The following is a 17468-nucleotide window of genomic DNA, read 5'->3' as shown; positions in this document are numbered from 1 at the left end:
TCAACCCGTTTGAAACTATCAAAATGTTGTTGAGAGCCATCGGCTCGTTACATTATGCACCGTGCCGATGGCACTTATTTCTATGGAAACTCATCTATAACCGTGCTAAAGCACGGCTTTACAAAATTGAATCGAGCCGATGGCTCTTCATAAGAATTTTAATGCGTCTGCCTTGGGGTTTCGCTGGGAAATTATGCTAATATTGTTACAGCATTACTAACAAGTGATGTAAACTTTAGATTGGATATTACTAACGTTCCTGATTCGGGAGTAGTTAAAACGCTTTGCGATTCCGCTTGTAATTCCGCGAATGGTGACGCTGTGATTAGCTATAGAGATGGCGAAGGAAACAATCTGACCAATTTTTCAGGAACTGTTGAATCTATATCATCTGGAGAAATCAATATCAATGCATTAAAGGAAGACAGGTTATTAACACGAAGAATAAAATGGAAATGAGTGCTTCTCGAAAATCTTATTTTCGAAATCATAGCTTTATAATATAGCCTCCTGTTCCATTCATTGTCATTTTTCAATGCTTGTGCCAAAAACAATTTGGTAAATAATCTGACGGTAGATCGGGCCTTAATTTACTGGTTATAAAAGATTGAAATTTGAACCTCCAGTTCACATTCAGCCCTTTGTATTTGCAGGATTATTAATTTGGCGTTAATGGCGGGTGCAGTTATTTTTGTCTGCTTTTGGGAAAAGAATAAATTAACTAAGAATGTTTCAAAATGCTTCGCGGCTATTTACTTATTCATTAGTGTTTCTGCTTGTTGTTAACCTCGCATCCTGCAAAATTCAGCGTGTATCTTATTTTAAGGATGTGCCCGATTCCACAAGCGCGCAAAAAATATTGCAAACCTTAACACCGCCTCCGGCCATTGTGCGCATTGATGATGTGCTTAATATTAATATTCAAACACTCGATCCCCAGGCAAATACCGTTTTAAACCAGGGAAACCTGCCATTAAATTCGGGCGCTATAAGCAGCCTGGGCGACAGAAATGCCAGCCAGTCCATCATCGCCGGCTATCTTGTTGACAAGGATGGCAACGTGCACCTGCCTTATATTGGCGATGTAATGGTGAAAGGCCTTACCTCGAAACAGGTAAAAGACCTGGTTACGCAAAAAATATCTGTTTATTTTAAAGACCCTGTTGTTAATGTAAGGTTTGCCAATTATAAGATTACCGTTTTGGGCGAAGTAAGAAACCCCACCACCTTCCTGGTGCCTAATGAAAACCCCACCATCTTCGATGCGCTTGGCCTGGCCGGCGATATAACGGTTTCAGGCAGAAAAGATAATGTGATGCTGATAAGGACTGATGCCACCGGCGCCAAACAAATTGTGCGGCTTAATTTAGACAGCACAACAGCCATATCATCGCCTTATTTTTACCTCAAGCCGGATGATGTTTTATATGTAGAGCCCACAGAAGATAAGGTGGCAGGCGAAAGTAACTACAGGGTAAGGGATATAGCCGTTATTGCCAGTGCCATTTCCCTGATGATCGTTATTATAGCGCGTTTAACACTGTAATAATTCATAACCTGGCATCATAATTTTTGTTGTTAACTTGATAAAGTTCAGGAAGCTGTTATGCAGGACTCATACAATGATTTAAATGTAAGCAGGAACGTTTCCCCGCATCACGATATTGATGTTAAGTTTCTCGTGGGCAAGGTGTTTGGCAACTGGTACTGGTATGCATTATCCGTTTTTTTATTCCTTGTGCTGGCCACCTTCATATTTTTTTATACATCGCCCTATTACAACGTAATGGGCAGGGTGCTTGTGAATGGCTACAATTCGCAGGGGCGGCAGATTGTGGGCACCGACCAGGCTACCCTGCTTGGCGACCTGGGTAAAAATTCGTATCCCAACTCCGTTTCAAACGAGCTGGAAATAATTCATTCGAGAACCATCATTGAAACCACCATGCACGATCTTGAACTGAACCTTCAGTATTTTGGCAAGAATGATATCCGGTTTGAAGAGATCTATAAAAAATCGCCTTACTTCATACATGTATTGTATTTAAATGATGATAAGATTATTGAACCGGTTGAATACAATGTAAAAGCCAGCGATACCAAAGTGTGGTTTGAAGATGAGGATACCGACAGCAGTTTTACTGCTTCCTATGGCGATACGCTTACATTCTGGTATGGAAGCTGGGTATTGGAAAGAAACCCTGAAGCCGAAATTAAAAATCCCAACCGCCACCTTGGCCTCGTTATTAACAGTTACCACGCCACTTTAAAAGCTTTAATGGACGATATAGAAGCCATTACCACCACCGAATATGTAAATATCATTGATCTTAGCATAACTGCCCAGTGCCCGCAAAAGAACGAAGATATGCTGCGGCACATGCTTAACCTGTATGTGAAATCTGATGTGGATAATCAAAACAGGATAGCCGACAGCACCATATCTTTTATTAATAACCGGCTTATAAATGTATCTGAAGACCTGAATAATATTGATAAGGATATTGAAACTTTTAAGAAAGCGAATGGCATAACCGATATTTCAGACGACTCCAAGCAGCTTCTTTCACTTTCCAGTTCTGTAAGCAACAACCTTGCTGATAAACAGGTTCAGCTAAAAGTGGTGGACGACCTGGAAAAATACCTGCTGGATGAGCATAACAACACAAGGGTAATGCCCACCACGGCGCCCATACAGGATGCCGCTTTTGTGCAAACACTGGAGAAATACAATACCCTTCAGCTGCAGCGCCAGGGCTACCTGCAAAATTCCACCGAGCAGAACCCCAATGTAAAAAGCATAGATATACAGCTCTCGCAATTGCGCGGCGACCTGCTGAGCATGATGAGCACTTTTAAAAAAGGCGTCGCTACAGAGCAAAATGAATTGCAGAACAGGAATAACCAGGTTGCCGGTTCCATAAAAAAAGTGCCCACAAAAGAGCGCATTTATATTGATTACACGAGGAAACAGAATGTGGTGCAGCAATTATATCTCTATCTGCTGCAAACACGTGAACAAACGGAAGTTTCCAAATCCAGTAATATTGGCCCCATACGCATTATTGATGAAGTGAAGCGCGGCCCCATGCCATTCTTTCCAACATGGGTTATCTTAATTCCCTGCGCTGTATTTCTTGGCCTGCTGGTGCCTTCTGTTGTTATCTTTCTGAAAGAATTGCTGAATACAAGGGTTATTACAACGAATGATATAACCAATGCCACATATGTACCTGTGGTTGCAGACATCAACCATAATAAAGACAGAAAATCAATTGTTGTTTCCAAAGATGGCAGGAGCCAGGTGGCGGAACAATTCAGGGCGCTGAGAACAAACCTGCATTTTCTTTTACCGGGCGTTTCAGATAAGACTGTATTGGTTACATCGAGCATGGGAGGGGAAGGCAAGTCCTTTGTTGCGGTGAACCTGGCCGCGGCCATCGCTCTTTCCGGCAGGAAAGCGCTTGTTATGGAGCTGGATTTGCGCAGGCCGCATATTTATTCAATACTGGGCGCCAATAACAGCGAAGGATTTTCGAATTATATCCTCTCTGACATAAACGTAAAAGATATTCTACGGCCCACCAGCCTCCATCCGGATTGCTATTATATTGGCCCGGGCACATTGCCTTCGAACCCGGCTGAATTGTTGGCGCACGATGACAGGGTTAAGCAGTTGTTTGATGAAGTAAGGCCGGAATTTGATTACATTATTGTTGACTGTGCGCCGGTGGGGCTTGTAACCGATGCTTTGTTATTGCGAAATTATGTGGATACAGCGCTGTATGTGGTACGCCAGCGGTTTACGTATAAAAAACAGGTCAACCTTATACAGGGGCTTGCAAACGAAAAAAAATTCAAAAACATCAGTATCGTGTTCAACGATATAAAGCGGGTGCCTGGTTACGGTTACACTTATGGTTATAACAATAGCCGGGGTTATTATAGTGAGCGCAGATCATTCCCCGGCAGAAAAAAACGCCGGTCGCATACGGCATAATTATTATTCAAGTCAGCTTATTTATTATTCTTGTTGATCTAAGACAAATACACAATATTCAATATGCAATGCTCAATGTTTAATTGTAAACCCCTGCAAAGTGAGTATTGAATACGGATTATTTTAAAATTAAATCTTTTATACGCTGCAAGGTGTAAAAAAGTGATTTTGTGTTGTTCGGTTTTAGCTCCCCTCTCCTTTGGAGAACTTGTCCCGACCATTCGGGAGGGGTTGGGGGTGAGGTCTGACAATGAAATATTATTCACTAATTTATCCCTTGCGCACTATAAAAAATAATAAAGAAATAATAAAGCCTGATAGCGGTTGCAAAAAAATGGGGTGACTATTATATTAATAACGATTATATGAAGCGATTATTCTTTGGTGCCTTTACTGCTTGTGTTTGTTTATTTACGGCCTGCACAAAAGAAAATTTTCTTGATAAAACCACAACAACTGACCTGGATGAGGCATCCGTTTTTTCCGACAGTTCAAGATCAATGGACTTCCTGACAAACGTTTACATAAATACAAATTTCAGCTTCAGCCTATCCCGGTTCAGCAGTGCCGCCGGCCTTGATGCCTGTTCAGATGAAGCCGAAGGCCCTTTGTCCACCAGCGTTACGGTATATACGCAGTTTGCCGCCGGCAGCGTAACCCCATATAGCATTGCCACAGATGCATGGAGCACATCATACGCGCAGATAAGAGCCGTAAACCAGTTCTTAAAACATTTATCATCCATACCCTTCCCCGATGCCTTAAAGAGCAGAACAAGGGGCGAAGCTGTTTTTTTACGGGCGTGGTATTATGCCATTATGCTGAAACATTATGGCGGCGTGCCGCTTATTGGCGATACGGTTTATACCGAAAGTGATGATATAAGCACCGCAAGAAACACGTATGAAGCATGCGTGGATTACATAACAGAACAATGCGACCTGGCTGCATCTTTATTGCCGCTCACTTATACCGGCCTTGATTATGGAAGGGCCACCGAGGGCGCAGCGCTGGCTTTGAAAGCCCGGGTTTTATTATATGCCGCCAGCCCTTTGTTTAATGGCGGCGCAGAAACAGATGATGCCACATTAAAAGCCACAGTAAGTTACCCGGCTTATGATGCTGCCCGGTGGAAGGTGGCCGCCGATGCCGCCAAAGCGGTGATAGACCTGGGCATATACAGCCTGAATATTGATAATACTACGGCCTCCGGCTATGGTTTCTATAACCTGTTTCAAACAAGGGTAAACAGTGAATACATCTTTGCCTGGATGGAAGCCAATAACTGGGACCTTGAAACATTGTGGCGCCCGCCGTCAAGAGGCGGCTCTTCTACCACCGGTTCATTTCCTTATCAAAACCTGGTTGACGCTTTTGAAATGAAAAACGGGCTGGCCATTACAGACGCTGCTTCCGGTTACAATGCGCAAGACCCTTATACCAACAGGGATCCCCGCCTGGATTATACCGTTACGCACAACCTTTCAGAAATATATGTGGCATATAGTTCCCTGGAGCCTGTTTATACGTATGATGGCGAGCCCAATGGCGATGGCTTCGGCGATGGCACGCCAACCGGTTATTATGGCAATAAGATGTGCAATGATAATGTGGTGCCTAATTACCTTTTCTCTTCAAGCGCCCGCTGTTTGCCATTAATGCGGTATGCGGATATTTTGCTGATGTATGCAGAAGCTTTGAATGAATATGAAGGCCCGGTGCAGGAGGTATATGATGCCGTGGAGCAAATAAGGGCGCGGGCAGGCCTCGATCCTTACACGCTGCAAACAGGATTGACCCAGGATGAAATGCGCACCGTTATCCAGCATGAAAGAAGGGTGGAGCTCGCCTTTGAAGAATCAAGGTTCTGGGATGTAAGAAGATGGAAGATAGCAGGCCAGACAGACAGCCAGACAATGACAGGAATGAATGTTATAAAAAATACGGACGGTTCGTTTACTTATGAAATTGAGGATGTGCGCAAACGCGTCTTCCGAACGGCTATGTACCTGTGGCCCATACCGCAAAGCGAAACAGCCAAATCAACAGACCTCTTGCAAAACCCCGGATATTGATCAACTTATAATTATTAAAATATGCTTGTGCGAAAAATATTTTTATCGGTTGTGCTCATGGCATTCATTGCATCCTGCACACCCAAAAAAGAAGTGCTGGCGGAACCGGTAAAAGACCTGAACGCCACCTGGCGCATCGCTGATATTACCAGGAATGCTGTTGACATAACGGCTTATGTGGATTCCGCCGGCTTCAGGCTTACGCTTTCAGGCGATAAAACTTATACGCTGGAGGGAAACAATATCCCTTTCCTTGTAAATACAGCCTCGGGCACCTGGTCGTCTGATGACCCGCAGTACCCGTACAACTTAACGCTTACGCCCACAGACAGCACCACATCTTATACAGGCAGCATTGCAACGCCCGTATCCGGGGGCCAGCGAACTTTAAGCATCACATTCAGCCCGGGCTGTTATTCCAATACTTACATATATACGTTTGAAAAAATGAACCCATAGTATGCAGGCAAAATCCAGGAATAAGAAATCGTACAGAAGAGCTGTTTACCTGTTGCTGTTTATTGCTTTTGCAGGTTTGATTATCACTGCCTGCACTTCTACCTTAACTATTGTAAGCCAGGACGCAACGGTAACGCCCGGCGATTCTGCGCACATGGTCATTTCCATTCAATGGTCTGAAACAAATTATGACCGTACCGACCGCCAGGTGGTGGCAATATGTGTTCCCAAAGCGTGGGATGCTGCAAACAATACGACCATGACCTATACCAGCGATGCCGGCAATGGCAAAATGGTGGTGATACCCGATGGCACAACCGAGCCTTCCACCGGGCTGGCTTACCCCACCGCCATGATGAACAAATTCAGCATTGGCGCTAACTACATCAACGATCTGGAATGGGTGGCTTTCTGGAGCGATAATAAACTTTCGGTAGAAAATGGCAAAACTGTAAACGGCAAAATTTATATCAGCATAAAAACAGGCACGGATTATTTAAGCTTTAAGCCCGGCTATGCAATATGTGAAGACGAAGACGGGTTATCAGATGCAAACTCCGGGTATTATCAAAGCCAGTTTGGCGCCTGCATGGAAGTGATCGGCTCCGATGCCACACAGGATGTGGAAGATATGTGCAACCCGCAGATCGGTTCGGCAGAGCCAACCAGCGCCACGGAAAATGATATCATCACCATTAAGTACAACGGCAACCTGGACACATCTGCACTTAAAAACAAGAGCAATATTTACTTCTGTGCAAAGGCATATACAACCACCGGCGACAGTATGGAAGTATGCGACCCTTCAGCACAAACACAGCTCACGCTGTTTGATACAAAACAATGGCGCATAGATTTATGGCCAAAGAAATTTTTTAGCCTGCCAAACGGTGTAAGCCTTAAACAGATACAATATTATTTCACAGATGAAACCGGCGCCATAAAAACAGGCTATGGCAATACCGCAGACCCTTTTAAATACACTTTTAAATGTAAATAAATAACGGCTGAACCATGTACGGGCACATTTCAAATTTTCGCTTCATACGCGGCACTGCGGTCGGTGTCTCACCCACCGGTAGCGGGTTCTACAGGTGGGTGGTGATTCCCACCTGCGAAAATTTGAAATACACCCACTATGTACAGCGCTCTTACTGCTAAAACAAATTGTTGTATGAAAAAATTTTTAATGCTCCTGTTTTTTACTGCCTGCCTGTTTGCAAAAACAAGAGCACAGCAGTTTACCGTTACCGGCAGCGTTGTTGATGAATATGGGCGTGCGCTTTCCGGGGTTACCGTAACTTCCAAAAAAAATGCGGCTTCTGCAAGCACGGGCGCTGACGGCATGTTTAGCATAACAGCCATGCACAATGATGTGCTTGAATTTTCTTACCCGAATTTTAAAACAACCGCTACCTCAGTACAGGATTCATCCACTATAATTATTGTAAAGCTTGCGCCCGCTGTTTTTTCCGCGCCCGGTAAAACAGAGGTGTTGTATGAAACAAAAGATAACGCTAAAATCCTGGGATCGGTTTCAGGCATTTACACCGGCCAGTTAACATCCACGCCTGCATCATTATACGCTTATGCTTTATCAGGAAGGCTGCCCGGTTTATATACACAGCAATCACGCGGATGGGAAAGCACCAACAATGCTGCATTGGCCTCTCAGGATCTGAATGGCCTGTATTACCCCACCTCCAAAGGCGCCAGTGCACCAAATGATAATACAGAAATCTCAATGGCCCTGCGCGGCCAGCAGCCTGTAACCATCATTGATGGCGTGCAAAGAGATATTTACACCATTGACCCGGAAAATATTGAATCTGTAACCGTATTAAAAGACGGGCTTTCCACTATTTTGCTTGGCCAGCGAAGCTCAAGGGGCGTAATACTGGTTACCACAAAAAAGCCGGTATCGGGCAAGCCGCATGTTTCTTTAACCGCACAAACGGGCGCACAGTCATCCATAGGTTTGCCGGATCCGCTGCCTGCCTATAAATACGCTTACCTGTATAACGAAGCTTTGGCAAACGAAGGCAAGTCCCTTGCTTATACCGAAGATGATTTCCAGGCCTATAAAGACCATTCAGACCCTTACGGCCATCCGGATGTTAACTGGTTTAAAACCATTTTAAAGAACAGCTCTTTAATGAGCAGGTATAGCCTTAACGTAAGCGGCGGCGGCGCTACGGCACGGTATGCAGTAGGATTAGGTTACCTGGCCGATGATGCGGCCTTTAAAGGGAGCAACGCGGATTATGCCACCAATGCCACCATCAGGCGCTATACCGTTAACTCGAACATAGACGTGGATGTAACAAAATATTTTAACGCCCGGCTGCAGATGTTTGCCCGCGTGCAGGACGATAACCAGCCGGGCGGCGGCACAGACGCTATCATCAGCCAGATGTACACAACGCCCAATAACGCTTACCCTGTACTGAACCCCGATGGCTCCTTTGGCGGCTCGCAAACATTCCAGAGCAATTTATATGCGCAACTCACGCAGTCTGGTTATATACAGGATTATGAAAGGGATATTTTTTCAAACCTGGAACTGAATTACAGGTTCGACCAGTTTGTGCCCGGGCTGTGGGCCAAAGTGCAAAGCAATGTATCTGTATTTGCGTCCAACTCAACCGACAGAAGCGCCGGCGTGCCATCCTATAAATTTTCGGTGAGCGGAAGCGATACCACGTATAACCGCTATGGCTCTGTTACAGACCAGGTGAATACTTTCAATCTTACCTACAGCGCCCAGTTCTGGTATTTGCAGGGCGCCGTTGGCTATACCCGTTCTATCAAAAAAAACAATTTCACCGTGAAAAGTTTTTACGACAGGCATGAAAGCATTTTTAACTATGACCTGCCCGAAACCAATCAAAACATTGCCATAGCCGGCACGTATGATTTTGACGGAAAATATTTTGCCGAAGCAGCCGTGAATTACAGCGGCAACGACCGTTATCCGCCGGGCAAACAATTCGGCTGGTTTTATGCAGGCGGCCTGGGATGGAATATTTCTAAAGAAAATTTTATTAAAAACAACAGCAATCTAAAATGGATCAACAACCTCAAGCTGCGGGCAACCTATGGCAAAACCGGCAATGACAATGTGGGTTATTATACCTGGCGGGAAGCATATACCATTGATGTGGTAATACCCACTTACCCGGTTGGCATCAACAGGTCTTCCCAAAAGGTTACCCAGCAAACCACTTTGGCAAATCCGAATGTTACCTGGGAAAAAGCAGATAAATACAATGTGGGCCTTGATGCCGCTTTCTTCAAAAATACTTTCCTGCTTACCGCAGATTATTATAACAACAGGTATTATGACCTGCTGCAGTACCGCGGCAAGCAATCTTCCCTGCTGGGCATTGGCTACCCGCTTGAGAACCTGGGCATCAACAATTATTCAGGCGCAGAGCTGCAGGCCACTTATCAAAACAATTACAGGGATTTTAATTACGCCATCAGCGGCAATGTTTCTTTCCAGCAATCGAGGGTGGTTTTCAGCGATGAAATAGAAGAAGCCTATCCATGGAATGTGCGCACAGGAAAACCGGTGGACATGACTTTCGGTTATGTGGCAGAAGGCCTTATTCAAACGCAGGCAGAAGCAGAATCCGGCGCCACGCTTGCCGGCTATACGCTGCAGACCGGCGATATAAAATATAAAGACCTGAACAGCGATGGCATCATTAACCAATACGATCAAACTGCCATAGGTGAAGAGAAGCCGCTGGTGTATTATGGCATTACGGCAAACATGAGTTATAAAGGTTTTGATATAAGCGTGCTGCTGCAGGGCGTTGCCAACAGGAAATACATTTTGGATGATTATTCCTTTGGCTATTCCGGGTCGCTGCAGGCCTATACCTATATTATTGGAAGATGGACGCCGGAAACAGGTACGGCTTCCACTTTTCCAAGGCTCACCCCCGGTTCAAACACCAATAACGATGTAACAAGCACGTACTGGCTGCGCAATGGCAATTACTTCCGTTTAAAAAATGCAGAGATCGGCTATTCTTTCCCGTATAGAATGCTGCACCGCCTTAAACTGAACCAGCTAAGGGTTTTTGCAAACGGGCTGAACCTGCTTACACATGCAGATTTTTCACGGGTTGACCCGGAAGTGTATAGCCAGGTGTATCCTAACCAGCGGGTGATAAATGTTGGCGTCAATGTTAAGTTTTAAGCAACGATCATGATCATTATGAAAAAATATACTGCCTTATTTGTTTTGGCTGCGGGTTTCCTTATCGCTGTAAGCGCATGCAGGAAGTATGAAGATGTGCCGGTTGAAACCGTAACGCCGGATTATATATGGGACACAAAGGATTCAAACGGCATTTATGCAAGCGAATATTTGTTTACCATTTATGCTGCGCTGCCCGAAATAGCCAACCGCATTACCAAAGATTTTTTGGATGCCGGCTCCGATGATGCAGTCACTTCCCAAACAAGCGCACAGCCTGTTACCCTGCTTGCCACAAATGGTATTACCATTTTCAGCAACCCGGATGATACCTGGGCCGACTGTTATGAAGGCATAAGAATGGCAACCAATTTCCTGAACAATTTTGGCGTGGTGCCGTTAAAGAATGCCACGGAAAAAAGTTCCTGGTTTGGCGAAGCAAGGGCGTTGCGTGCATTTTTTTACTGGGAGCTGGTAAAGCGCTATGGCGGTGTGCCTGTACTGGGCGATTCTTTAAAAACGCTGGAGGATGATATTGAAATACCCCGCAGTTCCTTTGCCACCTGCATCAGTTATATTGTAAGTGAATGCAACAAGGCTATAGACAGTTTGCGTGATGACCCGGCTGATGATGAAGACTATGGCCGGTTTACCAAAGATGGCGCAAGGGCTTTAAAAGCAAGGGCGCTGCTGTTTGCCGCCAGCCCTTTATATAACGGCGGCAATGTGGGTGATTCATTAAATGGTTATACCGATTATAATGTAAGCCGGTGGCAGCTTGCAGCCAATGCAGCCAAAGAAATAATAAGCCAGGGCATTTACAGCCTGGAGCCGGATTTTGTTGACATATTCATCAGCCAGCGCAGCAATGAAGTGATTTTTACCAAGAACAATACAACAGGCACCACCATTGAATCAACCAATGGCCCTGTTGGTTTTTCGGCTGCAGCCGGATCGGGCAACACAAGCCCCACGCAGGAACTGGTAAATGCTTACGGCATGGCCAACGGGTTAGAGATTTATGATGCCAACTCAGGTTACGACAGCACCGATCCCTATACCAACAGAGACCCGCGCCTGGGCTATACGGTCTTGTACAATGGCGCCCAGTGGCTGAGCACAGCCATTGAAACCTATATAGGCGGGGTAAGCAGGCCCGGCGGCTCAACGGTGCAAACGCAAACCGGTTATTACCTGCGCAAGTTTATGGGCCATTTTGAAAATACCACCGCTTATGAAAGCCATTACCACGATGTAATATATTTCCGTTATGCTGATGTTTTATTAACGTATGCCGAAGCATTGAATGAATACGGTGGCCCTTCGGATGATGCTTTCACTGCCGTAGAACAGGTAAGGGAAAGGGCCGGTTTAAGCCCATATACTTTAGACCGCACCCTGTCGCAGGATTCATTGCGCACCATCATCCGCAATGAAAGGCATAAAGAGCTGGCTTTTGAAGAATGCCGGTACTGGGATATACGCCGGTGGAAAATTGCAGGCGAGGTATATAACAGCCATCCGCTGCATGCAATGAATATCACCAGCACCACAAGCGGGCTTACCTATACGGCAGCGTCTGTGCTTACCACAGCTTTTGATGAATCAAAAATGTATTTCTATCCCATACCCTATACGGAAATGGTAAGCAATGCGCAGCTAAAGCAAAACCCGGGCTGGTAAGCGGAAAGCTGCAAGCTGTGTGGGCTGCGGGCATAAAGCCGGGCTGTATTGTTGGATGGAAAGTGTGAGATTGATGCTGAAGCTGCTTAAAAATATGCAGCACAAGTGTTGCGATCCGCTACTGCGGACAAGCTGCAAGGAAGGAGTGTCATCTGTTATTAACCAGTATAATTCGTTAGAACGATGCACACCATTAATGAACAGAACATCAAAAAAAAATTATAAAAATCATTATGATGACAAGATTTTTTTCATTCATATCACCATTCTTTTTCTGCCTGGGCTTAACACCTGCTTTGCAGGCCCAGACCGTTAAGGGCACTGTAAAGAATATGGAAGGCCCGCTGGTATCTGCATCTGTGGTGGAGAAGGGTTTGCCGGCCAATGGCGCCGCCACCAATGCCGGCGGGAATTTCTCCCTTACCTTAAAGGGCAGGTCGAAAACGCTGGTTGTCTCAAATATTGGCTATGTAACACAGGAAGTAAAAATTGAAGACGTATCAAGATCACTGGAAATAATCCTGCAGCCCAATGACCAGGGGCTTGACCAGGTAGTGGTGGTAGGTTACGGCACAAAAAAAAGGGTAACCAATACAGGTGCAGTAAGCACCCTTTCCGGCGAATCAATAAAGCGCATCCCAACCTCTTCCGTGCAAAACACGTTGCAGGGCAAGGTGCCGGGCGTATTCTCCGTGCAGCGGGGCGGGCAGCCGGGCAAAGATGCATCAGACTTTTTTATCCGTGGCGTGAGTTCACTGAACGCCGATGGCAATAAGCCATTGATCATTGTGGATGATATTGAATACACGTATGAACAGCTTTCCCAGATAAACGTAAACGAAATTGAAAGCATATCTATCCTGAAAGATGCATCCACCACTGCCGTATATGGCATTAAAGGCGCCAATGGCGTTTTGATCGTGAAAACACGCCGCGGCGCTTCCGGCGCACCGCAGGTGAATGTGCGGGTAGAAAGCGGTTATAATTCGCCAACCAAAGTGCCTCAATTCTTAAATGCATACCAGTCTGCTTCCCTGGTGAACGAAGCTTTATCCAATGATGGCCTGCAGCCCCAGTTCTCCCAATCGGAGCTGGCACATTATAAAACGCATGATGCGCCTTATGTTTATCCTGATGTAAACTGGTATGATGTGGTTTTTAAAAGCGGCTCCCTGCAGGCAAATACCAACGTGGATATTTCCGGCGGCTCCGATAATGTAAAGTATTTTATATCAGCAGGCGCTTTTACACAGAATGGCAACCTGCATAATTTTTCTGATCCGCGCAACCAGGGCGTTTACAACAACTATTTTTATCACCGCTATAATTTCAGAAGCAACTTAGACATACAAGCCACCAAAACCACCAAGCTGAGATTAGATGTTTCCGGGAGGTTCGGGCAAATTAACGAGCCTTTATTTTATGCAAACACCACAGCCACCAGCATTATGAGCGAGATATATAATTACGGCATCATAACGCCGTATGCCGCGCCGGTATTAAACCCTGACGGCAGTTATGCGTATGCCTTCGGCCCTAACCTTACCAATGTGCCCACCATTAATGCAAGGCTGGCCACCATGGGCTATACCAGAAACAGCAGAACGGATTTTAATGTGTTGTTTGATGTGAACCAGCGTTTCGATTTTATAACCAAAGGCCTGTCTGCTTTTGTGCGCATTGCTTATGCAGGCACCAACGATATTACCAGAACACAATCCCGCACCAGCACGCCGCCGGCTTACCATTATGATTCGGCGGGGAATTATACGCTTGATAAAAACGGGTTGTACGAGCTGGCGCCTTTCTCATTAAGCGGCAGCAACGATCTTTTTGACAGGCGTTTAAATGTGCAGGGCTCCGTTAGCTATGAAAGAACTTTTGGCGACAACCATTTTTCTGCCTTCGCCCTGTTTAACCAGGAGAGCTATGTTACAAAAGACGGCACCACGCTGGCTGTGCCGCAAAAACTACGCGGCACCACCCTAAAACTTGATTATGATTATAAACAGAAATACCTGGTTGATTTTAATGCAGCCTATAATGGTTCAGACCGCTTTGGCACAGGCCACCGTTATGGTATATTCCCGGCGGGCAGCATTGGCTGGAACCTTGCACAGGAAGATTTCTTTAAAAATGCCCTGCCTGTTTTCCAGTTGTTTAAGCTGCGCGCTTCGTATGGCCTGGTGGGCTCTGACGCTGTTATTGACAACCGTTATTTATACCAGCAGGTTTATGCAAGGGGCGGCTATTATTATTTCGGCACCAATGCCAATACCTCACAGGGAATTTACGAAGGCAGCCTGGGCAATGCCGATGTAACGTGGGAAAAAGCAAGAAAGGCCGATGTGGGGCTTGATATTAATATGCTGAAAGACAAAATATCCATACAGCTTGATTATTTTAACGAGTTCAGGTACGACCAGCTTTATTATCCCGGTTCCATACCCACCATTATTGGCGTGGGCCTGGCAAGGCAAAACCTGGCCAGTGTGCGCAACCATGGTTTTGAAGGCTCCGTTAAATTTCAAAACACCATCGGGCATGTAGCCTATGATATAACCGGCGTTTTTTCTTATGCCAAAAACAGGATCGTGTATGAGGATGAGCCTGCGCAGGCTTATCCCTGGCTTGCCCGCACCGGCCATCCCATTGACCAGCCTTTTGGTTATACAGCCATTGGGTTTTATACAAGCGAAGACGATATTGAAAAGAGCGCAAAGCCCAATATTGATGCCTCATCCATACACCCCGGCGACCTTAAATATAAAGACCTGAATGAAGACGGCGTGATTGATGAGCGTGACGAAGGCCCTATCGGCAAGCCAAACATCCCCAGCCTGAATGCAGGCATTACATTCGGCATACATTATAAGGGGCTTGACCTGAGCATCCTGTTCCAGGGTGCATTCGATTACAGCTTCCAGGTTACCGGCATTGGCATACAGCCATTTCAAAGCCAGTGGCAGCCGGTGCATTTATTAAGGTGGACAGAAGAGCATGCATCCCATGCTAAATTTCCGAGGTTAAGCTCTGACGCATCCTACGAAAGCAGCCCGTCTGCCTATCCTTCCAGCTTCTGGCTGGTGAATGCCATGTATGTGCGCATGAAAACGGTGGAGCTGGGTTACCAGTTTCCCAAAAAATGGCTGCCTTTAAAAATCAATAATGCCAGGTTCTATTTCAGCGGTTATAACCTGCTTACCTGGACGAACTTTACACTATACCAGCAGGATCCTGAAGTGGCTACCAATACCGTTGGCGATGCTTACTTAAATCAGCGCGTAATGAATGTGGGTTTACAGGTGGGGTTGTAATGTATAATTGATAAATAGCATATTTAATTCTGCACTGCTTGTAACAGTGCAGTTTTTTTGCGGAGGCCTGCACCACTGGTTTTGTGCATAATGCGGCGCAGCCCTGCGCTTGTATTTTTTAAGGTTGTGTAGAAACGAGACAAGCAAATCTGAAAGCCTGGTTATGGTAACTGCTATGCACAGAGGCTTTCGCACAGCGTGGTGCCATCTTACTTAAACTGCTTATCAAAAAAAGTGAGGTAAAACTTATGGATTAGCAGGAAAAATGCATCATAGAGTTTTTTGACATTTAAAAAGCTTGCTATGAAAGTATTTCTATTCACATCAATTGTACTTGTTATAGCTTGTTCTTTACAAGCCCGGTCTTTAAAAAAATATTCTTTGTCTGGCGAAGTCAAAGGAGAAGATACAGGAACAATTTACCTGAAATATTGGGACGCTGGTATAAAAAATGTTGAAGCTGCCAGAATTCAGAACGGGCAATTTCAATTCAATGGATTTATATCAGAACCGGTATTGGCATCGCTTACAGATAACCGGCAAACCTCTGATGGCAGGCAAAATATTTATGAAGATTTTTACCTGGACAGCGGCAATATGATGATTTACCTGCCTGCCGGTAATTTTAAGGAAGCAAAGCTTACAGGAAGTAAAACCAATGAAGACTGGCTTTTTTTATCAGGTGAAACAAAACCCTTTTTTGAAAAACTTGATGAATTGAAAAAATTATCCGGTGAAGATTCAATAGAAAAAAATATAAACGATTCAATTCATTTTTACCAGCAAAAAACAGCAGGCATATTGATTAAATTCAGTACGGAAAACCCAAATTCAATGGCAGTTGTTAAAACGCTTCCATGGTTAACGCAGCTTGGATTTAGTTATGATTCAGTTTTGGTTTTATTAAATAAACTGCCGGGCGGTCCAATAAAAAACACCTATTCTTTTCAAACAGAAAGAGAAAGGGAGGAGCATGTAATTAACTCCAGGATCAATCATAAAGCTCCTGACTTTTCACGACAAGATGTAAATGGCAAACCGCTTCGTTTATCTGATTTTAAAGATAAGTATGTATTACTCGACTTTTGGGCAAGCTGGTGCGTGCCTTGCAGGAAACAAACGCCGCATATTAAAAACATGTATAAACAATATCATTCAAAGGGTTTAGAAGTCATTGCTGTAGCCTGCGATGCAAAATATGATGCCTGGCGCAAAGCAATTAAGCAGGACAGCCTTGCATTATTTCACAATGTTCTTGCATTTACAAAAAGCGATATGGAGTTTTTAAAAACCCATGACAATATGATGGAAGCAAGCTTTAAAGGTGAATTGAGAAAATTATATAACCTTATGCCTATTCCTGCACAAATATTAATTGATAAGAACGGCATAATTACCGGCAGGTATTCTTTATATGATAATACAACTGTTGAAGACCTGGACAAAAAGCTATCGGAACTATTTGGCAGCCGTTTTTAATAAACAGCATCCTGCACTTTTTGAAGTGGGGGATGTAACGCACTACTCCCCTTTTGAAAGTGAAAACAGAAAACTTTTTTTGTTCCTCTTTGTTTATCAGGCTCAGCCTGCATGCTGAAATTAATCCCTAACCTGGAAAAATGTACGTATTATATGTTAATGTCTAAAGCTTGCATAAGTTTTTTTGCGGCTGCTGTATATTCATTAAGATGCCAGGTATTATTGATTTTTACTTTTTTTACATC

9 protein-coding genes are annotated in these 17468 nt (G+C 44.7%); all 9 read left to right on the top strand.

Features of this window, described 5'->3' with window-relative positions:
* The first annotated feature begins 727 nt into the window (after nt 1–727).
* The 9 genes from QM629_RS06290 (at nt 728) to QM629_RS06250 (ending at nt 17223) form a co-directional block, all read left to right on the top strand.
* Entirely contained in the window at nt 728–1546 is an 819-nt protein-coding gene (locus QM629_RS06290) for a polysaccharide biosynthesis/export family protein (RefSeq protein ID WP_415158313.1), read from the top strand.
* Between the two features lie 60 nt (nt 1547–1606).
* Nucleotides 1607–4000: a GumC family protein gene (locus tag QM629_RS06285; protein ID WP_415158311.1), complete on the top strand. Its 2394-nt coding sequence runs from the start codon at nt 1607–1609 to the stop codon at nt 3998–4000.
* Nucleotides 4001–4365: 365 nt separating this feature from the next.
* Nucleotides 4366–6075: a RagB/SusD family nutrient uptake outer membrane protein gene (locus QM629_RS06280; RefSeq protein WP_415158309.1), complete on the top strand. Its 1710-nt coding sequence runs from the start codon at nt 4366–4368 to the stop codon at nt 6073–6075.
* A gap of 27 nt (nt 6076–6102) precedes the next feature.
* Nucleotides 6103–6534: a DUF5004 domain-containing protein gene (locus QM629_RS06275; protein WP_415158307.1), complete on the top strand. Its 432-nt coding sequence runs from the start codon at nt 6103–6105 to the stop codon at nt 6532–6534.
* A gap of 1 nt (nt 6535) precedes the next feature.
* Entirely contained in the window at nt 6536–7534 is a 999-nt protein-coding gene (locus tag QM629_RS06270; protein ID WP_415158305.1) for a DUF4961 domain-containing protein, read from the top strand.
* Between the two features lie 174 nt (nt 7535–7708).
* Nucleotides 7709–10744: a SusC/RagA family TonB-linked outer membrane protein gene (locus QM629_RS06265; RefSeq protein ID WP_415158303.1), complete on the top strand. Its 3036-nt coding sequence runs from the start codon at nt 7709–7711 to the stop codon at nt 10742–10744.
* A gap of 18 nt (nt 10745–10762) precedes the next feature.
* A complete protein-coding gene (locus tag QM629_RS06260) occupies nt 10763–12427 on the top strand; it encodes a RagB/SusD family nutrient uptake outer membrane protein (RefSeq protein ID WP_415158301.1) in 1665 nt (554 codons plus the stop codon).
* A gap of 233 nt (nt 12428–12660) precedes the next feature.
* Complete coding sequence (locus QM629_RS06255) at nt 12661–15744, top strand: SusC/RagA family TonB-linked outer membrane protein (RefSeq protein WP_415158299.1); 3084 nt, start codon at nt 12661–12663, stop codon at nt 15742–15744.
* A gap of 381 nt (nt 15745–16125) precedes the next feature.
* The gene (locus tag QM629_RS06250) at nt 16126–17223 is read left to right on the top strand and encodes a redoxin domain-containing protein (protein ID WP_415158297.1); all 1098 of its coding nucleotides are present in this window, start codon (nt 16126–16128) and stop codon (nt 17221–17223) included.
* The last annotated feature ends 245 nt before the right edge of the window (nt 17224–17468 follow it).

Source organism: Parafilimonas sp. (genome assembly GCF_047606085.1).
Taxonomy (GTDB): domain Bacteria; phylum Bacteroidota; class Bacteroidia; order Chitinophagales; family Chitinophagaceae; genus Parafilimonas.
The sequence above is the reverse complement of the archived record's forward strand: the minus strand, read 5'-3'. Positions and strand labels throughout refer to the sequence as shown.